The organism is Mycetocola sp. CAN_C7 (assembly GCF_015752285.1).
Classification (GTDB): Bacteria; Actinomycetota; Actinomycetes; order Actinomycetales; family Microbacteriaceae; genus Mycetocola_A.
The window spans coordinates 362,902-384,195 of the sequence record NZ_JADOUY010000003.1 but is presented as its reverse complement, the minus strand read 5'-3'; the positions used below and the strand labels follow the sequence as shown (position 1 = coordinate 384,195).

The following is a 21,294-nucleotide window of genomic DNA, read 5'->3' as shown; positions in this document are numbered from 1 at the left end:
GTCCGGAGGCCCGCCGGGGCCTGTAAGACTGAACACATGACCGAAGCCACAGCATCCGTCGCCGTGATAGGCGGCTCGGGACTCTACAATCTCTTCGACGCCGACGAGTCCGAGCGCCGAAGCATTGCGACTCCGTACGGTACCGCTGAGGTCACGCTCGGTGACATCGGGGGGCGGAGGACCGCCTTCCTCACCCGGCACGGCGTCGACCATGCGACCGCTCCTCACCTCATCAACTACCGGGCGAACATCTGGGCGCTCGCGTCGCTCGGTGTGAAAGCCATCCTGTCGAGTGCGGCGGTTGGAGCTGTGAACCCGAACTACCCGCCGGGGTCGCTGGTGCTCACCGACCAGTACATCGATCGGACGAACGGCCGCGCTGACACCTTCTTCGACGAGGGCTCGGTTCAACACCTCGCAAGCAGCGAACCGTTCTGCCCGACTCTGCACACGATCGCCGCCAGGGCGCTCGACGGCATCGGGGAATCCGTGACGAAGACCGGGACCGTCGTGGTCATCCAGGGGCCCAGGTTCTCTACCAACGCCGAGGTCGCCTGGTTCCGCAGCATCGGTGCCGATACGGTCAACATGACGCTCTACCCCGAAGTCCCCCTCGCTGCCGAGCTCAACATCGGCACAGTGAACCTGTCGTACATCACAGACGGCGACCCCGGGTCAGACGAAGAAGAGGTGAGCGCCGGGCTGGTGTTCCGCCGCCTCGCCGAAGCCCAGCCGCGGATCATCGGTGCGATCGAAGCCATCATCCGCGCGCTTCCCGAGGATTATGCAGCCCGCGATCTCATCGACTCAGCAGAGGTCGACGCGGTCCTCGCGCGCGGAGTGATCCGATGAAAATACTTGTGACCGGCGGCGCAGGCTTCATCGGCGGCGCCATCGTCGACGCTGCGCTCGAGCGCGGCTGGGACGTTCGCGTGCTCGACTCGATGCGGTCGGACGTACACGGCGGAGGCCAGACGCTCGACGTCCGCGTCGACGTCGTTCGCGGTGACGTGCGCGAGCCGGATGCCGTCGCCCGGGCACTCGACGGAGTCGACGCGGTCTGTCACCAGGCAGCGAAGGTGGGGCTCGGTGTCGACTTCAGCGACGCCCCCGACTACGTGAGCTCGAACGAGCTCGGAACGGCGGTACTGCTCGCCGCGATGGCGGACGCAGGCATCACACGGCTCGTTCAGGCCAGTTCGATGGTCGTCTACGGCGAGGGCCTGTACCGCGGTCCTGCCGGCCTTGCCCGTCCGGCGCCGCGGCGCGTCGCCGATCTCGACGCGGGGCGGTTCGATCCCCTCACCGACGACGGTGAGCCGCTCGCCCCCGAACTGATCGGCGAGGACGCACCCCTCGACCCCCGCAATGTCTATGCAACGACCAAGCTGAGCCAGGAGTACCTGGCGTCGTCCTGGGCCAGGAGCACCGGCGCCGTCGTCGCCTCGCTGAGGTATCACAACGTCTACGGCCCCGGGATGCCGCAGAACACGCCATACGCGGGGGTGGCATCACTGTTTCGATCCGCGCTGCAGCGGGGCGAGGCGCCGCGGGTTTTCGAGGACGGCGGACAACGCCGTGACTTCGTCCACGTCAGGGATGTGGCCTCAGCCAACATCGCTGCTCTCGACTGGACCCAGGCGCAAGGCGAGGGAACGACCCGCGCTTTCAACGTCGGCAGCGGCGACGTCCACACCATCGGCGAGCTCGCCGAGAGCGTCAGCCGTCATTTCGGCGGGCCGGACCCGATCGTGACCGGCGAGTACCGGCTCGGCGATGTGCGTCACATCACCGCATCATCCGAACGGCTCAGGACCGAACTCGGCTGGAGCCCTGCTGTCAGCTTCGACGACGGCATGCGCGAATTCGCGACAGCGACCCTGCGCGCCGCAGTCGTCGACAGCGCAGGATAACACGCTGAAGGCAGGTCGACGGAGTCGGGATCCTGACCAGATTTTTCCGCTTAGGGTTCTACAGTGACCATTCCCCGCGTTGATGTCGTGATGCCATGCCTCAACGAGGAGAAGGCTCTGCCGTTCGTTCTCACGCGCCTTCCCGACGGGTATCGAGCGATCGTCGTCGACAACGGATCGACTGATCGCTCCGTCGAGGTGGCCCTTGCACACGGCGCAACCGTCGTGCACGAAGGCCGACGCGGTTTCGGGTCTGCCGCGAACGCCGGACTGCAGGCGGCGACCGCACCGATCGTCGCATTCTGCGATGCGGATGCCTCGATGGACCCCCGGGATCTTCCGCTCGTGGTCGACCCTGTTGTCGCCGGCGAGCTCGACCTCGTCCTCGGCCGCAGACGCCCGACGAACACCGCGGCATGGCCACTGCACGTGCGCATCGCCAACCGGTCGCTCGCCTTTTTGATGCGCCGGGCTACGGGGCTCGAGCTGCGCGACCTCGGCCCGATGCGAGCCGCCGACCGCGACGCTCTCCTCGCGCTCGACCTGCAGGATCGCCGGAGCGGGTATCCCCTCGAGATGCTGCTCAGGGCCCACGACGACGGATGGCGCATCCGCGAAGTCGAGACGCCGTATGCGCCACGTGTCGGCCGGTCGAAGGTGACCGGTACGATTCGCGGCACGCTCACGGCGATCCACGACATGTCCGGACTGCTTATCGCCAGGAACCGCGCGAGGAGAACGTCGTGACAACGCTCGTGGTCATCGCCAAAGAGACCCTGCCAGGCAAGGTGAAGACCCGCCTGCACCCTCCGCTGAGTCTCGAACAGGCAGCGGAACTCGCCGCGGCTTCGCTCGCCGATACTCTCTCTGCCGTCGCGCAGCTCCCAGCCACCCGAAGAATTCTTCTCTTCGATGGCAACCGACTTCCTCCGGGCTCCGAACTGTATGAAGTAATGGACCAGGTAGAAGGAGATCTCGACATGAGGCTCGGTGCGATGTTCGATGAGCTGGACGGGCCGACGATCCTCATCGGCATGGACACCCCCCAGGTGACCGCGGAACTTCTCGCCCCGGTGTTCGACGAGTGGCCCGCAGACGTCGATGCCTGGTTCGGCCCGGCGACGGACGGTGGCTTCTGGGCCCTGGCCCTCGCCGAACCGACCGGCGACCTCGTGCGTGGCGTTCCCATGTCCCGTGCGGACACTGGCCGGATCCAGCTGGAACGACTGCGCGACGCGGGATTGTCTGTGCGTTCCCTCGACGCCCTCGAAGACGTCGACACATTCGACAACGCCGTGTCCGTTGCCAGGATCGCCCCGTCGGGCCGGTTCGCCGGCGCTCTCGCCCGAATGACGCATGGGACGGCCGACGGAACCACCGACTCCAGCGGCGTGGTCACCCGATGAGCATCTCGCAGGTGCGACAGCCCGACGGCGAGCGCGAGCGCTCGTTCGGTGCGGGCGGGTCAGAACCATACGCCAGGGCACTCCTGCAGAACAACGACGACGTGCTTCTGCTGCGGGAGACCGACAGGGGCGAACTCATCGGGGCGGAAGCCGTCGAGATCTCACGGTGGAATGCCGAAGCGGATGCCACTGATCTCAGTGTGCTGGAGACCATGTCGGGTCCCTGGCTCGACATCGGCTGTGGCCCCGGCCGGATGGTCCGGGCCGCCATGGACAGGGGTGTCGACGCCATGGGTATCGACGTCTCCGAGACGGCCGTCGCCATGGCGAACCGTGCCGGTCTCAACGTCATCCACGGCTCTGTCTTCGATCCGCTGCCCTCAGAGGGACTCTGGCGGGGCGCCCTCCTCGCCGACGGCAACATCGGGATCGGGGGTGACGTGTCTGCCATGCTTCGCCGCTGTCGTGAACTCTTGGCAGACGACGGCGTCCTCGTCGTCGAGGTGCACTCAGACCCCGAGATGGACCGGGTCTACTCTGCCCGCCTTCTCGACACCGACGGCGGCAGGAGCGCCTCGTTCCCGTGGGCGGAGATCGGGCTCAACCGTCTGATCGATCACGCCACCGACGCCGGACTGAGTGTGTGTCAGGTCTGGGAACGCGACGGCCGCGTGTTCTGCCGCTTCGCCAAAACCCTGAGGTAGACCACGATCGCCAGTGCGGTGAGAGCGGCGAGCACGACGTAGAAGAGCACGAGATTGCCGGCGTAGTCGAGGGGCAGCACCGTCTCGTTCCTCGCGCTGACGCGTTCCTTGCCGAGAACCTGCGGCAGGACGATGAGCGAGGTGACAGCGCCGACGAGGATGGCACCCTGGACGATCATCAGGACGCCGAGCGGGATGCGTTTCGACGCGCGTCGCATCAGCAGCCCCACCCCGAAGACGAGAGGGGCGATGATCAGGTCATGGAGGATAATCGCGCCACCGAGCCAGAGCAGGATGCCTGGGTATCTCTCCGGTTTCACGACGTCGAGGAGGACGAGTCCTCCGAGCCCCAGAAGGAGCACGCCCAGGGCGATGAAGGCGACCTGCCATGCGCGGATCATGCGGGGGGAATCCATGGTCATGCGATCACCTCGAGAGTGCTGAGCCATTTGGTCTGCAGAACGCCGGGGCGGGCCGGCGCGATCATGCGCGCCGGGTACCCGTGCTGGATGTCGAGCGGCGCACCGTTGAGCTCGAGCGCGACGAGGGTGAGTTCATCCCGCACGTATTCCGGTCCCATCTCCATTACCGCGTAGTTGCCCTTCTGCTCGAGGCTCGTGGCCCGGAACGCTGCCGACACAGGTGCACCGACGGCGTCTGCCAGGTCCTTCATCCGTGGCCCCTTCCAGGATGCGACCTGGCTCCAGCCTTCGACGCAGGCGATCGGAAGATCGACCTCGAATTGCGGCAGCGCCTCGAGCTCTGCGCGGGTGAAGACACGTGAGGTCTCACCGTTCGACACGGTGAGGGTCCAGTCCGGCGCCATCGCTGACTCCTCGACCCCGGCTGCCTGGGCTGTTCTATTGACGGGGAGCGCGTTGGGGCCGACGCCCTGCTTGCGCGGCCCGAACAGGTTCGTGGCGTCGAGGGCCCGGAAGGACTGCCCGCCCGTTGTCACGAAGAGCGCGGTGGCCGCGACCCCGATCGTGGCGAGGAATCCGCGCCGACTCGTTCTGGCCTGGCCTGCGGACACATCCGCGAGGGGCGCCCGGTCGATCCAACGGAACAGGCGACCGGTCACTCCGGTCGTCTCCGGTTCGCGCAGGTCGGGGATGGTCGCGCCCTCGGGGCGCTCAGGGTTCTGTGACCGGTCGGTCGCGTCGTCGAGGGGGATCACCGTGCCGTCGTCGTCATAGCTGTCTTTTTTGCGCCAGTACCGCGCGATGATCGGGAGTTTGACTCCGATGTGGATGGCGAGAGCCGCCATGACCACGAACGACAGCGCCCAGTGCGTCTGCCTGAACGGAAACGGGAACAGAAAATACAGCTGGTACGTGTTGAGCAGGCCGATGGTGATCTGCACGAGCGACGCGGCGACGAGCAACGCGATCGACCCTCGTTCGAGGAAATGTCCGATCGACCGCACCGGCGGGGTCTGGAACAGCGACGGGTAGATCACGTGCAACTTGCCGAGGATGAGCGGAAAGCACAGGATCCCTGCCGTGATGTGGATAGCCTGGCTGATCTGGTACAGCCACACGGGCCTCGTCGCGAACACCATCCACTGCAGAGGTTCCTGCAGGTAGTGGCTGAGAATTCCTGTGACGAAACAGGCCAGGAAAGCGATCCCGAGCAACCGGCCGAGCACCGTTGCCATCCGTGGATTGCGTGATGGGGAACGCAACGCGTGTCGCAGGTCGTGCAGCATCCGTTGCATGGACTCATTCCACCACGCCACCCTGCCTGGCGCTGACCGTGCCTCTTCGTGTTTCACCTTCGTTATTCGTAACCGTCGGCGAATCAGACAGGATGGGTCTCGTGCGTATTTTCCTCACTGCCGTCCTTCTCGCTGCTCTCGCGGTCGCGACGGCGGTGACGGTGGCGGTTTTTCCGTACTACCAGGACAAGGAAGGCGAGAGCCTGGCCCGGATGCTCCTCGCGACCGGAGCACTGTGGGCACTCTTCGCTCTCGCCGTCGTCGCACTCCGCCGTGTCCCCGTGAGGGCGGCAACCGTGCTCGTGCTGATCGGTTCGGTTGCGGTGGGCGCCGCGGCCCTGGCCGGCCCTCCGAACACCAGCACTGACTCGGCACGGTATGCCTGGGACGGGATCGTGCAGAACGCCGGGGTCTCACCGTACGACTATGTTCCTGCCGATCCGGTGCTCGAGGACCTCCGGCCGGACTGGCTCTTCCCGGCTCCGACGGTCGACGCCGGCGGCGAAGCGGTGTGCGAGGGCGAACGGATTCTCACGAGCACGGAGGTCGGCACAGGCGACGTGCTCTGCACCGCCATCAATCGCGCCACCGTGCCGACCATCTATCCGCCGACATCCGAACTCTTCTTCGCCGGGGTCCGCTTTCTCACCGGCTCCTCACCGGAGTACTGGCCGCTCCAGTTGGCCGGACTCGTGATGAGCCTCGGCATCACCGTGATTCTCCTGCGCGCGCTGCACTCCCGGGGGCTCGACCCGCGCTGGGCCGCTCTCTGGGGATGGTGCCCCCTCGTTGCAACAGAAGGAATCACGAATTCGCACGTCGACCTGCTCGGCGCGCTCCTCATCCTCGTGGCCAGTCTGCTGGTCTCCCGCGGGCGCCGGTGGAGCGGGGGCATCGCCATCGGGGCCGCAATCGCGGTGAAACTCATTCCGGTCATCGCCGCGCCCGCCCTGCTGCGGCGACAGCCGTGGAAGATCGTCCTCGCCGCCATCGCGACCTTCCTCGTCCTCTACGTTCCATACATCCTGATCAGCGGGATCGGCGTGCTCGGTTACCTGCCCGGGTACCTCACCGAAGAGGGCTACTCGAGCGGTTCACGGTTCATCCTGCTCTCCCCGTTCGCGCCAGGCGGGGCGGCCCTCGTCGTTGCGGTCATTTTGCTCGCGCTCACCGCAGCGCTGGTCTGGTGGAAGACCGACCCGGCGGATCCCTGGCTCGGACAACTCGTGATGATCGGCGTCACCCTGCTCGTCGTCACGCCCCGATACCCCTGGTACGCGCTGCTGCTCGTGCCGTTCATCGCGATGACGGGGCGCTGGGAGTGGCTGGCCGTTCCGCTCGCTCTGACAGAGCGGCTGCTCAACCCGTCGGTCGACGTCGCCAGGCTGTCGGCCGCGGTCGCCATCGTCTTCATCGTCGCCGTGTCGATCCAGCGCGCCGGTCCTGGAGCGCTCCCGCGCCTCGCGCGGTGGCTACGGCATCCGTTCAGGACGGCGAATCCGGACCGCACGATCCCGGTGCCCAGAGAACCCTAGCTGTGTGCGGGCTGTGCGCGAGGTAACGAACAGGTAACGGAAACAAACTGATCCAAACCGTTTCATGGCTGGTGGCGAATCCCTTCTCGACCATGGGTAACCAACAGCAGTGAAGGGTAAGAACATCATGCGTAAGTTTTACAAGTCCACCATCGGAATCGCAGCAGCAGTAGTCCTCATCGGAGGCCTCGCAGCCTGCTCGAGCACCGAGGCGCCGGCAGACGAGCCCGACACTTCTTCCGAGACGGAAGACACCACCACCGAGATGCCCGAGCCGCTCGCCTCGATCCCCGAGCTTGCCGGTGTCGACACCCAGGTGACACTCGACCAGGGCTTCCTCGACGCCATCACCGGCCTCGGCCTCACCCCGGGCGTCCTCGGAACCGCGACTCTGACGGACGGCGTTCTCGCCTTCCCGATCACCGGCGGCAACGTCGACTACTACGACCCCGAAGAGGACTACCGCCCATACGTTCAGGGCTCCGTCGAGCACGATGGTTCGGGAATCTCCCTCACCGCCGGCGAGACCGTTGTCGAACTGACCGACTTCCGCATCGACCCGGGAACCTCGCAGCTGTTCGGAACCGTCACCGCGAACGGCGAAGAGGTCGGCCAGGACATCTTCATCTTCACCCTCGACGGCACCACCCTCAACCCGCTGGCGGAAGACGCTGACGGCAACGCGGTTCTCGAAGGAACCACCGTTCTCATCAGCCCCGACGCAGCCGGCCTGCTGAACGACACCTTCGGAACGGACGCCGTCACTGACGAGCTCGTCGTCGGTATCGCCAAGATCACGGCCATGCCTGCCGCGTAAGTACCCCAAAGAATCGGCCTGTTGCGTTCGTCGCAACAGGCCGATTTTTTTGCCCGAACGCGACCGGAAGAAGACCGCAATGCCGCTGGCGCCTCCCCGACCACGTCAGCACACCCCGTGCCCGTCGCTTAACCTCGATACATGGGCATCTCACTCGGCATCGCCGTTACCGGCGGCGGCGAGATGACGAGATCACGGCGCGTGTGGCAGCATCCGGCGACCCAGCCCCTCCTCGCCGGCGCGATCGGGCTCCTGATCTCGCTGATCAACATCAGCCAGCCGTCGATCTGGTACGACGAAGCCGCGACGGTCACAGCGACGACCCGGAGTTGGGGTCAGCTCTGGCAGATGCTCGGCACCGTCGATGCCGTGCACGGTGCGTATTACCTGTTCATCCACGCCGTCGTCGACGTTTTCGGCTACTCGGCGACGATCATTCGAATCCCCAGCGCTATCGCCGTCGGGGCCGGTGCGGCGCTGACGGTGCTTCTGGCCAGGCACGCTGGTGGGCCCGGACTGGCCTTCCTCGCCGGGATGATCTTCTGCCTGATGCCCCGGGCCACCTGGATGGGTACCGAGGCGCGCTCGTACGCGCTCAGTGCGGCCCTGGCCGCCCTGCTCACCCTCGTGCTCGTCCTGGCGAGGCGATCCCCGACCTGGCGGTGGTGGGCGCTCTACGGAGTCGTCGCCGTCGTCGCGTGCCTCGTGTTCAGCTACCTCGCGCTCGTCGTCGCGGCCCACGGCCTGACCATGCTGTGGTGGTGGCTCTCCTCCCGACACCGCCCGGGCCAGGCGACCGCTGCTCACGCCGGCACAGACGCCGAAACGGATGCCGCAACGCAGCCCCACCACCAGCCGGCATCCGTTCTCTGGCGGTGGTTCGTGGTCACCGCCGCCGCAGCGGTCGCCCTTCTCCCGTTCGGCCTGGCGATCGTCGGCCAGTCGAAGCAGGTGTCATGGATCCAGCCGCTCAGCGAGGACACTCCCCGCCAGGTGTTCCGCACCCAGTGGTTCTTCTTCGACACCCCGTTCGCCATCGTCGGCTGCACCCTGATGATCGTCGGGGCAGCTGTCCTGATTTTCGGTCGGCGTGGATTCTCCGTCGGCCAGGTGGTGTTGCCGGCCCTGGTGCTCCCGACCGTCGCCCTGCTCGTCGCGACCGAGGTGTACACGCCGCTCTACAGTCCTCGGTACCTCACCATGTGCCTGCCGTTCGCCGCGATCACCATGGCTGCCGCGATCGCCGCGCTGAAAAACAGGATTCTGATTCTCATCGCGATGGCGGTTCTCGTCGCGCTCGCCGTGCCCTCATTCGTCGAGCAGCGGGAGCCGGACGCCAAGCAGGGCGCGACCTGGAACGAGGTGGCCGATCTGATCGCAGCCGAGCCCGCTGCGAGCGAAAAGACGGCGATCATCTACGGTCGGATCCGCTACCACGTCTCGGCGACCTCACGCGTGATCGCGTATTCGTACCCGGATGCCTTCAGAGGAACAATCGACGTCACTCTCGACACCCCGGCCGCAGAGACAGACGGGCTCTGGGAGACCAGGAACCCGCTCGCCGAATCGCTCGGTCGCCTCGACGACGCCGAGGTGGCCTACCTCGTCACGAGTGTCAAACGGGACTGGCGCCCGGGCACCACCGAGACGCTCGCGACGATCGGCTGGACCGTCACCGGGTCGTGGACGATCGGCGACGTCAACGTGCTCCGCTACGAACCGGGAAACGGGTCGACGGGCGGCTGAGCGAGCACGGTCAGGGTAACGCGGGGATCGTGAAGGTTTCCGTGTTCACGGTGACGGTGAGGTCCTGGTCGGACTCGAGTTCACTGGCCGCCCTGAACACCGTGGTGTGCGGGCCGAAGTCCGCCGTGCAGGCTTTGTCGGCCGGGATCGTTTCCAGGGTGACCGTGATCGCGTTCCCGCCGGTCACCGCATAGCCCGACCCGATCGGCGGACAGGTCGATGACCCGGAGACGGTGACCCCGAAGGACGCTCCGTCGTCGAGCCAGGCACCGCCGAACCCGCCGTCGTCGAGTTCGACCTCGCCCGCATCGTTCGGAGTGCCCGGGTAGTTCTCGACAGGAGTGGTCGCCGACGGCGCGCATCCGGACATCACACAGGCGAGAACAAGGGCCCCAGCGAGCAGGATCCCCGGTCGAACCGGTCCAGTCATGGCGCCAGTGTATGCCGGGGGTCCGGCAGCACGCCAGCGCCCCGTTGCGCCAGCGCCCCGTTGCCCCGGCGCCAGTGGCACGAGCGGTGCGCGACCGCTTGCGACGGCGCCGGCCGGGTGACAGACTTACTGTCCGAACGGTCGGTAATTCGAGTCGACCGTCGCACGTTCCCGACGATGGAGTTGGCACGTTGGCCCAAACCACCCTGCAGGTCGTCCGCGGTGAGACCACGGTCGAGGTCATCCTCAACCGACCCGAGGTCCGGAATGCGATCAACCAGACAATGGTCGACGAGCTCCACGAGGTCTGCTCGGAGCTAGAGCGCGATCCGCGGATCCTCATCCTCGGCGGCGCAGGAGGAACATTCGCATCAGGTGCCGATATCGCCGAGCTCCGCGACCGGCGGGCCGCCGACGCCCTCGCCGGCATCAACACGCGGCTGTTCGTTCGGATCGCCGAGCTTCCGATGCCCGTGATCGCCGTACTCGACGGCCCCGCACTCGGCGGAGGAGCAGAACTCGCCTACGCCGCCGACTTCCGCATCGCCTCCCCCGCCCTGCGCATCGGCAACCCCGAAGTGTCACTCGGGATTATCGCCGCCGCCGGGGCGAACTGGCGGCTCCGCGAACTCGTGGGTGAACCGCTGGCCAAGGAGATCCTCCTGGCGGGGCGCGTACTCACCGCCGATGAAGCGCTTGCCGCCCGCCTCGTCACCGAGATCCATCCGCCTTCCGAGCTCCCGGGTGCAGCCCGCGCTCTCGCTGACCGGATCCTCCGCGGCGACCCGGCCGCACTGCGCGCGACGAAACGTGTCTTCGCCGCCGGGCGAAGCGAGCATCCGCGCATCGATCTCGAGGAGCAGGCGGTCCTCTTCGACTCTCCGTCGAAGGTGGCCCTGATGACCGCCTTCCTGGATCGGAAGCAGTCGTGACCACTGCGCTGCCTGTGACGGTGCCTCAAACCGTTGGGGTGCTCGGCGGCGGGCGGATGGGCGCGGGGATCGCGCACGCGTTTCTTGTGGCCGGGTCAGCGGTGGTCGTTGTGGAGCGTGACGGCGAGCAGGCTGCTGCCGCGACGAACCGGATCCGTGCGTCCGTCACGAGGAGTGTCGAGCGCGGCTCGACAACCGTGACCGAGGCCGACCTCATGAGCGGCCTCACGGTCGGCACGGAGATGGCCGCCTTCCGTGGCTGCGGGCTGGTCGTCGAAGCGGTTCCGGAGAACCCGGATCTCAAGATGGAGGCCCTGCGGTCGGTCGAGGCGGTTCTCGATGTCGACGCGGCGCTGGCCTCGACGACGTCAGCCATCTCGATCGACGAGCTTGCCGCGCACCTCGCCCGCCCGGAGTTCTTCCTCGGTCTCCACTTCTTCAACCCGGTGCCTGCATCGACCCTGGTCGAGGTGGTCCTCGGGGGTTCGACGACGCCGGAGCTGGCGGCGCTGGCACTCGGCTGGGTCGGCGCTCTCGGCAAGACACCGATCACGGTGACGGATGCTCCCGGCTTCGCGTCCTCACGGCTCGGCGTCACTGTCGCGCTCGAGGCGATCCGCATGCTCGAGGACGGTGTCGCATCAGCCGCTGACATCGACGCTGCCATGGTGCTCGGCTACCGATTCCCGGTCGGTCCTCTCAGGCTCACCGACCAGGTCGGTCTCGATGTACGCCTCGGTATCGCCGAGTATCTGCACACCCGCCTCGGCGAGCGTTTCGCTCCCCCGCAGCTGCTCCGGGACAAGGTCGCGCGCGGAGAGCTCGGCCGCAAGACCGGCCGGGGCTTCTTCGACTGGGATCCCTCGCGAGTTGCTGACCTTACGGGGTCCGCGCAGCCACCAACCCCCTCAAACCCAGCAACTCGCGACGGGAACCAGCCATGACCGACATCCTGCCCAGCTACGTCCGCGGCTCCTGGTGGACGCCGGCATCCGAAACGGAGGCCACGGTCATCCGCGACGCCTCCACCGGCGGGGAGGTGGCCAGGGTCAGCACGGAGGGACTCGACCTGCCTGGAGCCCTGGATTTCGCGCGTACCGTCGGGCAGGCATCCCTCGGTGCGCTGACGTTTCACCAGCGTGCTGTGCTGCTCAAGCGGATGGCCCAGGTGCTCACCGAGCGCAAGGCCGAACTGTACGAGAGCTCCGTCCGCACCGGGGCGACCAAGGCCGACTCGTGGGTCGATATCGACGGTGGGATCGGGGTGCTGTTCACGTATTCGTCGAAGGGGCGCCGCGAGCTGCCGAACGCGGTCGTCTACCCGGACGGCCCGGTGGAAATGCTCTCGAAGGACGGCTCATTCCTCGGCCGGCATATCTACACCCGGCTCCCGGGCGTCGCCGTGCAGATCAATGCCTTCAACTTCCCGGTCTGGGGGTCGCTCGAAAAATTCGCGCCGGCGTTCCTCGCCGGGCTGCCGACGGTGATCAAGCCGGCCACTCCGACCGGGTATCTGACGGAAGCGTTCGTGCGGATCCTCGTCGAGTCCGGGCTCCTGCCAGCCGGGTCACTCTCGCTCGTCTCAGGAGGCGTGCCCGGGCTCTTCGACTCGCTTCGGCTCGGCGACCTCGTCGCGTTCACGGGCTCGGCGTCGACTGCCGACCAGCTGCGCTCGCACGCCTCGGTTCAGACCGGCGGGGTCCGCTTCACCTCGGAGACGGACTCCATCAACGCGTCGATCCTCGGTCCGGATGCCGACGCGGGCAGCCCCGAATTCGACGCGTTCGTGACGCAGCTCGTGGCCGAGATCACGAGCAAGAGCGGGCAGAAGTGCACGGGCATCCGTCGCGCCCTCGTTCCACACGCCCTCGTCGAGCCGCTGGTCGACGCCGTGCGCGCTCGCATCACCGACCGGGTCGTGCTCGGAGACCCCCGCGCCGACGGCGTCACCATGGGGCCGCTGGCCTCGCTCGCCCAGCGGGACGAGGTGATTCGACAGGTCGGCAAGCTCGTCGACGCCGGCGGTCGGATCGTGATCGGCTCGACGGCTGCCCCGGCCGTTCGCCGCGCCGACGGCACGACCGGTACCTCAGCAGACGGAGCATTCGTTGAACCGATGCTGCTCTGCTTCGACGACGCGACGACGGATGCCGTGCACACGATCGAGGCGTTCGGTCCGGTGTCGAGCGTGATCGGCTATGGCGACGTGCAGGACGCGGTCGACCTCGTCGCGCGAGGCGGCGGCTCTCTGGTCACGAGCCTGGCCACCCACGACGCTGCGGTAGCCGTCGAGGTGATGACCGGCATTGCCGCCTTCAACGGGCGGGTGCTGCTGCTCGACCGCGACGACGCTCGTTCGTCGACCGGGCACGGCTCCCCGGTTCCGCACCTCGTGCACGGTGGACCCGGTCGGGCGGGCGGCGGTGAGGAACTCGGGGGGATCCGGGCGGTGCTGCACCACATGCAGCGGACGGCCATTCAGGGCTCACCCCAGATGCTCACCGCCATCACCGGCATCTGGCATCAGGGGGCGACCGCGAACGCGACAGGCGGGCATCCGTTCCGGAAGAGCCTCGCCGATCTGCGGATCGGCGACCAGGTTCTGTCAGCCGAACGGGAGGTCACCCTCGACGACATCGGCCACTTCGCCGAGTTCACCGGCGACAGGTTCTATGCGCATACGGACGAAACGGCGGCAGCAGCCAACCCGTTCTTCCCCGGCCGGGTCGCGCACGGCTACCTGCTCGTGTCGTGGGCGGCCGGACTGTTCGTCGATCCGGACCCTGGCCCGGTGCTGGCGAACTCCGGACTCGAGAACCTGCGATTCGTCACGCCGGTGTCGCCGGGTGACAGCATCCGGGTGGCGCTGACGGCAAAGCAGATCACGCCGCGCGAAACCGATGAGTACGGCGAGGTGCGCTGGGATGCCGTCATCTCGAACCAGCGCGACGAACTCGTGGCGAGCTACGACGTGCTCACCCTCGTGGCCAAGCACTAGACGCCCTGTCGCAGATTCAGGAGTTCGCTCCGCCGTCAGGCAGGTAGCTGCACATTCAGGAGGTTGCTTCAAGTTCAGGAGATCCTGGCGACACGCCGCATGGGAGCGCTCTCGCCAGAGCATGTCGCGACTTTCTCCTGAATATGGAGCAGGATCAGTTCTGGCTGCAGGCCTCTGTCGTGGACACGGGCTGGGCCGGACAGCTACCGTCTGAGCATGGCAGCACGAGGAATGGACGCAGAGTGAGTCGCCAGGACACGGATGCCTACCTCTCGTCGAGCGATCAGCCCCTGGTCGGTGCCCTCGCCGAGTTGTGCGACCTGATCAGGGCCGTCGACCCGCGCATCGTCGAGAGCATCAAGTGGAACGCGCCGAGCTTCGCCATCTCCGACCACTTCGCCACGACCGGATTCGCTCCCTCCGGCGCGCTCAGACTGGTGCTGCACACCGGTGCGGTCAAGCGGGCGGTCCCGCTCGTCGTCGAGATCGAGGATGCCGGATTGTCCCTCGACTGGAAGGGCACCGACCGCGCCGTGGTCACCTTCGGCTCGGCCGATGAGGTCGGCGCGCGCGACGATGCGCTCCGGTCAGTGCTCCGGCAGTGGATCGCCCAGACGCAGGCCTAGACAGCAGATCCAGCGCGCGACACCCGCAGCCCGTCCAGGGCGACGGCGAGCACATCATCGGCGAGTTTCTGCGTCGACTCCGGCCCGCCCGGCCGGTACCACTCGACGATCGAGTTGATCATGCCGAACAGCAACCGGGTGACGATCCGCGGGTCGATGTCGCTCCGCAGCGAGCCCTCGTCGCAGGCCTCTGCCACGAGCGCGGCAACCGTGCGGTCGAACGCCCTCCGCCGGGCCAGCGCGTCACGCTCGACGTCGGTGTTGCCGTGCACGCGCAGCAGCAACGTGACGTACGGCAGCTTGTCGACGAGCACGACGACGGCGCCCCGCAGTACGACAGCGAGTCGGTCCGCCGCCGGACCCGCGACGGCATCCGGCGTCACGAGGACAGCCTCGAGCGCAGCCAGCGCCTCGTCGAGCGCCAGCCGCAGCAGATCGCCCTTCGACGGAAAGTGGTGATAGATCGCCGATTTGCTCAGCCCGAGCCGCTCGGCCAGCACGCCCATGCTCGTCGCGTCGTACCCGTGCTCGATGAATGCGTCAACCGCGATGTCGAGCACCTGGCGCTGGTCGTAGCCCGGCCGTCCTCGCCGGGGCTCACCGTTCTGCTCGGCGGGTTCTCGTGAAGGCATGTGCATCCCGTCTGGCGACTCTGCCGCCCGCATTGCCCGCGCGGCAGACCCAGTCTATACTTACTAAACGATCGGTCAGTAAATGAGAGGTTCGATGATGAACCAGCCGGAACAAACGACATCCGACCCCGGAACCGGGAACGCGGCTGCCGAGCGGTACTTCACCGACCTCATCGAGCACGACGCCCGGATCGAACCCCGCGACTGGATGCCTCCCGCCTACCGCCGCACGCTTATTCGTCAGATCTCGCAGCACGCGCACTCCGAGATCATCGGCATGCAGCCCGAGGCGAACTGGATCACCCGCGCCCCGAGCCTCAAACGCAAGGCGATTCTCATGGCGAAGGTGCAGGATGAGGCCGGCCACGGCCTCTACCTCTACTCCGCCGCGCAGACCCTCGGCATCAGCCGCGACGAGATGGCGGAACAGCTGATCGCCGGCACCGCCCGGTACTCCTCGATCTTCAACTACCCCGCACTGACCTGGGCAGACATGGGCGCGATCGGCTGGCTCGTCGACGGTGCAGCCATCTGCAACCAGGTCCCGTTGTGCCGCGCGTCATACGGCCCGTACGGCCGCGCGATGGTGCGCATCTGCAAGGAAGAGTCCTTCCACCAGCGCCAGGGTTTCGAGATCCTCCTCGAACTCGCCAACGGAACACCGGCCCAACACGAGATGGCACAGGATGCCGTCAATCGCTGGTACTGGCCCAGTCTCATGATGTTCGGGCCGCCAGACGACGAATCCCCCAATTCGGCGCAGTCGATGGCGTGGAAGATCAAGCGGTTCTCCAACGACGACCTGCGGCAGCGGTTCGTCGACATGATCGTGCCGCAGGCCGAGGTACTCGGGCTCACCCTGCCGGACCCGGCCCTGGTGTGGAACGCCGACCGCGGTCACTACGACATCGGCGAGATCGACTGGCACGAGTTCTCCGAGGTCCTTGCCGGCCGCGGCCCCTGCAACACCCAGCGGATGCAGCGCCGCCGCCAGGCACACGACGACGGACGCTGGGTGCGCGAAGCCGCAGCAGCATACGCCGGGAAGCAGGCATCGGCGTCCCTGGAGCAGGCGTCATGACCACCCCGGGCGAGCGCGACACCACAGACACCTGGCCGCTGTGGGAGGTGTTCGTGCGCCCGAGCCGGGGACTCTCCCATGTGCACGTCGGCTCCCTGCACGCACCGGACGACATCCTCGCCGTGCGCAACGCCCGCGACCTGTACACGCGACGCGGAGAGGGCGTCTCCATCTGGGTAGTGCGCTCCAGCGACATCGCCACGAGCGACCCGGATGCCAAGGGGGCATTCTTCGAGTCGCCGGCGGGCAAGAACTACCGCCACGCTTCGTACTACACGAAATCCGAGGGCGTGAAACACCTGTGACGGAGAACCAGCACGGCCACGTCGACGTGACGACGGCGACACTGAGTGAGGAACTCGTCGACCGCTCCTCGACAGCGTCGCCCGCCGTCGCCGAGTACGCGTTGTGGCTCGGCGACGATTCGCTCATCCTCGCCCAGCAACTCGGCTGGTGGATTTCCCGCGCGCCCGAACTCGAAGAGGATGTGGCACTCGGTAACATCGCGCTGGACCTGCTCGGCCACGCCCGGTCACTCCTCCACTACGCGGGCACCGCGACGGGGCGCACCGAGGACGATCTCGCCTATTTCCGCGACGAGTCGGAGTTCCGCTCCGCCCACCTCGTCGAGCAGCCGAACGGCGACTTCGCTCACACTCTCGTTCGCCAGGCCGTCGTCAGCGTCTACCTGTTCGAGCTGTATTCGGCACTGGCCGATTCGACGGATGCCACCCTGTCGGCGATCGCAGGCAAGGCCGTCAAAGAAGTGGACTACCACCGCGACCACGCCGCCCAGTGGATCCTGCGCCTCGCCCTCGGCACCGACGAGTCCCGACGCCGGCTGCTCGTCGCGCTCGCCGACCTCTGGCCGTATGTCGACGAACTGTTCCGTGATGAGCCGCTCCTCGCAGAACTCGGCGCCGTCGCCGTGCGGCCCTCGACGCTCCGGCCCGCGTTCGACTCTGCGATCGGGGCCCTGTTCAGCGAGGCCGAACTCGATGTCCCCATCCCCCAACCGGCGGCGGGCGGCGGGCGACGCGGACACCACAGCGAGTATCTCGGCTACCTGCTCACCGAGATGCAGGTGCTGGCCCGTCGGCATCCGGGAGCATCATGGTGACCACGGCGACACCCACCCGAGCCGCCGCCTGGGCCATCGCGGCCGCGGTCGTCGACCCCGAAATCCCCGTGTTGAGCATCGAGGACCTCGGTGTGTTGCGCGAGGTCCTGGTGGACGGAAGGAACGTCGAGGTCGTGCTGACCCCGACCTACTCCGGCTGCCCGGCGATCGACGCCATGCGCGATGACGTGGTCCTCGCGCTGACCGCTTCGGGATGGGACCGGGTGACGGTGACCCTCGCACTCTCACCCGCATGGACCACCGACTGGATGACGGATGCCGGCAAGGACAAGCTCCGCCGGTACGGGATCGCAGCACCGAACGGCCGAGCCCCCCTGCGTGATGCCGGGCCGGTCCGGCTGCACCTGTCGGTGAAGTGCCCGCGCTGCGGGTCGCTGAGAACCCGGGAGCTGGCCCGGTTCGGGTCGACCTCGTGCAAGGCACTCTACGAGTGCGCCGACTGCCTCGAGCCCTTCGACTACTTCAAGGTCCTCTGACGTGGCCGCCAGGAACATCCCGGCGACGAAGCACCGCGCCCGGTTCCACACGCTGGAGGTGTCAGGCATCCGCCCGCTCACCGCAGACAGCGTCGAGGTGACCTTCGCGGTTCCCCCCGAACTGCACGGCTCGTACGGCTATTCGCCGGGACAGCACGTCGCCCTGCGAGCCCTCGTCGACGGGCACGAACTGCGTCGCAGCTACTCGATCTGCCGTCCGCCGACGACAGGGAGCATCAGCGTCGCCATCAAGCGTGACCTCGGCGGTGCCTTTTCCAGTTGGGCGAACGAGTCCCTGCTCATCGGCGATCGGGTCGACGTGATGAGCCCGCAGGGCACATTCACCATCCCCGTCGACGACCTGGCCGACAAGCACGTCGCCGGGATCGCGGCCGGATCGGGAATCACCCCGCTGATGTCGCTCGCCTCCGCCGTGCTCGGGGGGTCCCCGAACTCCCGGTTCACACTGATCTATACCAATCGGACCGCGATCGATGTGATGTTCCTCGACGAACTCGCCGACCTCAAGGACCGATACCCGGCGCGACTCGCCCTGCACCACGTTCTGTCCCGCGAGCACCGCTCGAGTCCCGTGCTCTCCGGGCGGATCGACGCCGACAAGCTCGAGCTGATGTTCCGCTCGATCCTGCTGCCGGAAACCGTGGACGAATGGTTCCTCTGCGGCCCGTTCGACCTCGTCGAACTGTGTCGCAGCACACTGGAGCGCAGGGGGACCGATCCGGCCACCGTGCACTTCGAGCTCTTCACACCGGGCGACCCGAGCCGCGCCGCCGGCGACCGCGGACGCGCCGTCGTCGCACGACCGGGTGACGCCACCATCGGCATCGAGTTCACCCTCGATGGCCAGACGGCAACGGTGACAACGCCGGTGGGCGCGAACGAAAGCATCCTCAACGCCGCGCTCCGTGTGCGCGCCGACGTTCCGTTCGCCTGTGCAGGAGGCGTCTGCGGCACCTGCCGTGCGCGGCTCGTCTCCGGCGACGTGACGATGACCGAGAACTACGCCCTCGAACCCGACGAACTCGACCGCGGCTTCATTCTCACCTGCCAGTCGCACCCGACCACCCCGACCGTTGTCGTCGACTACGACGTCTGACGACGAAGAAAGGCCGTCATGATCGACCTCCGCATCGCCGACGACGTCGCATACGTGACCCTGTCGTCACCGGACAAGCTGAACGCGCTGGATGCCGCAGCGCTCGGCTCGCTCGACGACGCGTACGTCGACGCCGAGAATGCGGCCGTTCGCGCACTCGTGCTCAGGGGCGACGGGCGGGCTTTCTGCGCCGGGCGCGACATCTCGGCGGTGGACCCGGCGACAGACGACGTGTCCGGATTCCTCGACGGGCTGGTGACTCCGCTCCTCCAACGGATGAGCGCATTCCCCGCACCGACATTCGCGGCTGCACACGGGGCCTGCCTGGGTGTGGGTCTCGGGCTCCTCCTCGCAACGGATGTCGTCTACGTGGCGGACACGGCGAAGATCGGCTCCCCGTTCGCCGCCCTCGGTGCGACACTCGACTCCGGTGGTCACGCGCTGTTCACCGACCGGCTCGGTGCCCACAAAACCCTCGACCTCATCTATACCGGCCGCCTGATGTCGGGAACCGAAGCGGTCGGATCCGGGCTGTTCAGCCGGCTGTTCCCCGCAGACGCGGTGCGCGAGGCGACGGAGTCGGCCGCCGTAGCGGCGTCCGTCGGCGCCACAGCAGCGTTCCTCGCCAGCAAGAGACTCGTGGCCCGGCTGCGCGACGAGCGGCTCGGCCTGTGGCAGTCGATGGCACTGGAGAACACGGCACAGGCCGCGCTCGCTTCCACCGTCGATTACCGGAAAGGATTCGCCGCGTTCCAGGCGAAGCAGCGGCCGAGATTCACCGGCCACTGATGGAAGGACCGTCAGGCGCCCAGTGCGGTCGGATGCTCGGAACCGGGCGGGAGAACAGGGGTGCAGTTCACAGGTCGGCGGCGTACCATGACCGAAACGGCGGCGCCTCACAGACGCCGTGGTCTGACAGAGGATGTGAACCGTGTCACGAAAATCACTCAGGTGGCTCCCCGCCGTCGTCGTTCCTGGCGTGATCGCCGTGGCGATCGTCGCCGTTCCGCTCCAGGCCGGCGCGTCAGTCGACCTGCCAGACAAGACCGCAGACGAGGTCCTTCAGCTGATCGGTGAGAGTACCGAGGACTCGTTCTCAGGCACGGTCGAAAAGACCGCAGCTCTTGGCCTGCCGACACTCCCGGATGGAATCGGTGGCGGCAGCGAATCCTCCGATGCCGGTCTCGTCGGCACGGCGCTCGAACTGTCGAGCGGCACCCAGGAAGCCCGGGTCTCTGCAGACGGGCCGCTGAACCTGCGAGTTCAGACGAAGGATGTCCTCGCCGAACGCAACCTCATCAGCAACGGCACGGATGCCTGGTTCTACGACTCCGAGACCAATGTGGCCACCCACGTGGCGATCCCCGCGGACGTGACATCGGCGATCACAGACAAGCTCGACGCCGCGTCGGCTCTGGCGACCCCTGCTGAGGTCGCCGACCGTGTGATCGACGAACTCGGCGACAGCACCGACTTCGCCGTCGGCACCGACTCGACGGTCGCCGGACGCACCGTGTACGAGCTCATCCTCACTCCGAAAGCCTCGGGGACCCTGGCGGAGTCGATCTCGATCTCGGTCGACTCCGAGACCGGGCTTCCTTTGCAGGTATCGGTTGCGGCATCAGGTCAGAACGAACCGGCGCTCGAGGTGGGCTTCACAGCCATCGACTTCGCCACCCCCTCGGCTGACCTGTTCACCTTCGCACCGGGCGACGGAGTGACCGTCGAGGAGACGCCGTTCCCCTCCGCTCCTGAACACTCGGAACCGCCCACCGAACCAGACGCGGGAGACCGCCCGGTTGTGACCGGAACCGGCTGGGCCGCGATCGTCGAACTGCCCGCAGGGACTGTACCGGACGATGTCTCGAGCAACCCCCTCTTCGCCGAGCTGACGACCGAGGTCGACGGAGGCCGCCTGTTGTCGACTGCTCTTGTGAACGTGCTTCTCACCGACGACGGTCGCGTCCTCGCTGGCTCCGTCGCTGTCGAGCGGCTGCAGGCCGCTGCCGGCGTGAACTGATCC

At 67.1% G+C, this 21,294-nt stretch carries 23 protein-coding genes; 19 read left to right on the top strand and 4 right to left on the bottom strand.

Features of this window, described 5'->3' with window-relative positions:
- Window positions 1-36: 36 nt before the first annotated feature.
- The 5 genes from IWX78_RS08530 to IWX78_RS08510 all read left to right on the top strand — a co-directional run bounded on the left by IWX78_RS08530 (window position 37) and on the right by IWX78_RS08510 (window position 4,023).
- Window positions 37-852, top strand: a complete 816-nt coding sequence (locus IWX78_RS08530) for an MTAP family purine nucleoside phosphorylase (RefSeq protein ID WP_196833093.1) — start codon at window positions 37-39, stop codon at window positions 850-852.
- Window positions 849-1,913 (top strand): NAD-dependent epimerase/dehydratase family protein, encoded by a 1,065-nt coding sequence (locus IWX78_RS08525; RefSeq protein WP_196833092.1) that lies wholly within the window; start codon window positions 849-851, stop codon window positions 1,911-1,913. Before IWX78_RS08530 ends, IWX78_RS08525 begins: the two co-directional genes overlap by 4 nt.
- Before the next feature lie 63 nt (window positions 1,914-1,976).
- A complete protein-coding gene (locus IWX78_RS08520; protein ID WP_196833091.1) occupies window positions 1,977-2,660 on the top strand; it encodes a glycosyltransferase family 2 protein in 684 nt (227 codons plus the stop codon).
- Window positions 2,657-3,319 (top strand): TIGR04282 family arsenosugar biosynthesis glycosyltransferase, encoded by a 663-nt coding sequence (locus tag IWX78_RS08515; protein ID WP_196833090.1) that lies wholly within the window; start codon window positions 2,657-2,659, stop codon window positions 3,317-3,319. Before IWX78_RS08520 ends, IWX78_RS08515 begins: the two co-directional genes overlap by 4 nt.
- On the top strand, window positions 3,316-4,023 hold the full coding sequence (locus IWX78_RS08510) for a methyltransferase domain-containing protein (protein WP_196833089.1): 708 nt from the start codon (window positions 3,316-3,318) through the stop codon (window positions 4,021-4,023). The genes IWX78_RS08515 and IWX78_RS08510 overlap by 4 nt, the downstream gene beginning before the upstream one ends.
- On the opposite strand, the gene IWX78_RS08505 is transcribed toward IWX78_RS08510, so the two are convergent.
- Entirely contained in the window at window positions 3,966-4,445 is a 480-nt protein-coding gene (locus IWX78_RS08505) for a hypothetical protein (RefSeq protein ID WP_196833088.1), read from the bottom strand. The genes IWX78_RS08510 and IWX78_RS08505 overlap by 58 nt on opposite strands.
- A complete protein-coding gene (locus tag IWX78_RS08500) occupies window positions 4,442-5,740 on the bottom strand; it encodes a molybdopterin-dependent oxidoreductase (protein WP_196833087.1) in 1,299 nt (432 codons plus the stop codon). The genes IWX78_RS08505 and IWX78_RS08500 overlap by 4 nt, the downstream gene beginning before the upstream one ends.
- 92 nt (window positions 5,741-5,832) lie before the next feature.
- Between IWX78_RS08500 and IWX78_RS08495 the strand changes: the two genes are divergently transcribed.
- The 3 genes from IWX78_RS08495 to IWX78_RS08485 all read left to right on the top strand — a co-directional run bounded on the left by IWX78_RS08495 (window position 5,833) and on the right by IWX78_RS08485 (window position 9,838).
- Entirely contained in the window at window positions 5,833-7,275 is a 1,443-nt protein-coding gene (locus tag IWX78_RS08495; protein ID WP_442929226.1) for a glycosyltransferase family 87 protein, read from the top strand.
- A gap of 109 nt (window positions 7,276-7,384) precedes the next feature.
- Complete coding sequence (locus IWX78_RS08490; protein WP_334684640.1) at window positions 7,385-8,092, top strand: hypothetical protein; 708 nt, start codon at window positions 7,385-7,387, stop codon at window positions 8,090-8,092.
- Between the two features lie 141 nt (window positions 8,093-8,233).
- On the top strand, window positions 8,234-9,838 hold the full coding sequence (locus tag IWX78_RS08485; protein WP_196833085.1) for a glycosyltransferase family 39 protein: 1,605 nt from the start codon (window positions 8,234-8,236) through the stop codon (window positions 9,836-9,838).
- Between the two features lie 10 nt (window positions 9,839-9,848).
- On the opposite strand, the gene IWX78_RS08480 is transcribed toward IWX78_RS08485, so the two are convergent.
- Entirely contained in the window at window positions 9,849-10,268 is a 420-nt protein-coding gene (locus IWX78_RS08480; RefSeq protein ID WP_196833084.1) for a hypothetical protein, read from the bottom strand.
- A gap of 191 nt (window positions 10,269-10,459) precedes the next feature.
- Here IWX78_RS08480 and IWX78_RS08475 point away from each other — a divergent pair, with 191 nt between their 5' ends.
- From IWX78_RS08475 to IWX78_RS08460, 4 genes are all read left to right on the top strand, one after another.
- On the top strand, window positions 10,460-11,200 hold the full coding sequence (locus tag IWX78_RS08475; RefSeq protein WP_334684639.1) for an enoyl-CoA hydratase/isomerase family protein: 741 nt from the start codon (window positions 10,460-10,462) through the stop codon (window positions 11,198-11,200).
- Between the two features lie 56 nt (window positions 11,201-11,256).
- On the top strand, window positions 11,257-12,144 hold the full coding sequence (locus IWX78_RS08470; RefSeq protein WP_442929231.1) for a 3-hydroxyacyl-CoA dehydrogenase family protein: 888 nt from the start codon (window positions 11,257-11,259) through the stop codon (window positions 12,142-12,144).
- Window positions 12,141-14,198, top strand: coding sequence for a phenylacetic acid degradation bifunctional protein PaaZ (gene paaZ / locus IWX78_RS08465; RefSeq protein WP_196833081.1), 2,058 nt, complete (start codon window positions 12,141-12,143; stop codon window positions 14,196-14,198). The genes IWX78_RS08470 and paaZ overlap by 4 nt, the downstream gene beginning before the upstream one ends.
- A 242-nt stretch (window positions 14,199-14,440) precedes the next feature.
- Window positions 14,441-14,824: a DUF1801 domain-containing protein gene (locus tag IWX78_RS08460; protein WP_196833080.1), complete on the top strand. Its 384-nt coding sequence runs from the start codon at window positions 14,441-14,443 to the stop codon at window positions 14,822-14,824.
- On the opposite strand, the gene IWX78_RS08455 is transcribed toward IWX78_RS08460, so the two are convergent.
- The gene (locus tag IWX78_RS08455) at window positions 14,821-15,456 is read right to left on the bottom strand and encodes a TetR/AcrR family transcriptional regulator (protein ID WP_196833079.1); all 636 of its coding nucleotides are present in this window, start codon (window positions 15,454-15,456) and stop codon (window positions 14,821-14,823) included. The genes IWX78_RS08460 and IWX78_RS08455 overlap by 4 nt on opposite strands.
- Window positions 15,457-15,553: 97 nt before the next feature.
- On the opposite strand from IWX78_RS08455, the gene paaA reads away from it, so the two are divergent.
- The 7 genes from paaA (at window position 15,554) to IWX78_RS08420 (ending at window position 21,291) form a co-directional block, all read left to right on the top strand.
- Entirely contained in the window at window positions 15,554-16,537 is a 984-nt protein-coding gene (paaA, locus tag IWX78_RS08450; RefSeq protein ID WP_442929230.1) for a 1,2-phenylacetyl-CoA epoxidase subunit PaaA, read from the top strand.
- A complete protein-coding gene (gene paaB / locus IWX78_RS08445) occupies window positions 16,534-16,842 on the top strand; it encodes a 1,2-phenylacetyl-CoA epoxidase subunit PaaB (protein WP_196833077.1) in 309 nt (102 codons plus the stop codon). Before paaA ends, paaB begins: the two co-directional genes overlap by 4 nt.
- On the top strand, window positions 16,839-17,657 hold the full coding sequence (gene paaC / locus IWX78_RS08440) for a 1,2-phenylacetyl-CoA epoxidase subunit PaaC (protein ID WP_196833076.1): 819 nt from the start codon (window positions 16,839-16,841) through the stop codon (window positions 17,655-17,657). The genes paaB and paaC overlap by 4 nt, the downstream gene beginning before the upstream one ends.
- On the top strand, window positions 17,651-18,154 hold the full coding sequence (paaD, locus tag IWX78_RS08435) for a 1,2-phenylacetyl-CoA epoxidase subunit PaaD (protein ID WP_196833075.1): 504 nt from the start codon (window positions 17,651-17,653) through the stop codon (window positions 18,152-18,154). Before paaC ends, paaD begins: the two co-directional genes overlap by 7 nt.
- Before the next feature lies 1 nt (window position 18,155).
- Window positions 18,156-19,271, top strand: coding sequence for a 1,2-phenylacetyl-CoA epoxidase subunit PaaE (paaE, locus tag IWX78_RS08430; protein ID WP_196833074.1), 1,116 nt, complete (start codon window positions 18,156-18,158; stop codon window positions 19,269-19,271).
- A gap of 18 nt (window positions 19,272-19,289) precedes the next feature.
- Window positions 19,290-20,060: an enoyl-CoA hydratase/isomerase family protein gene (locus tag IWX78_RS08425; protein WP_196833073.1), complete on the top strand. Its 771-nt coding sequence runs from the start codon at window positions 19,290-19,292 to the stop codon at window positions 20,058-20,060.
- 142 nt (window positions 20,061-20,202) lie between these two features.
- The gene (locus IWX78_RS08420; RefSeq protein WP_196833072.1) at window positions 20,203-21,291 is read left to right on the top strand and encodes a LolA family protein; all 1,089 of its coding nucleotides are present in this window, start codon (window positions 20,203-20,205) and stop codon (window positions 21,289-21,291) included.
- The last annotated feature ends 3 nt before the right edge of the window (window positions 21,292-21,294 follow it).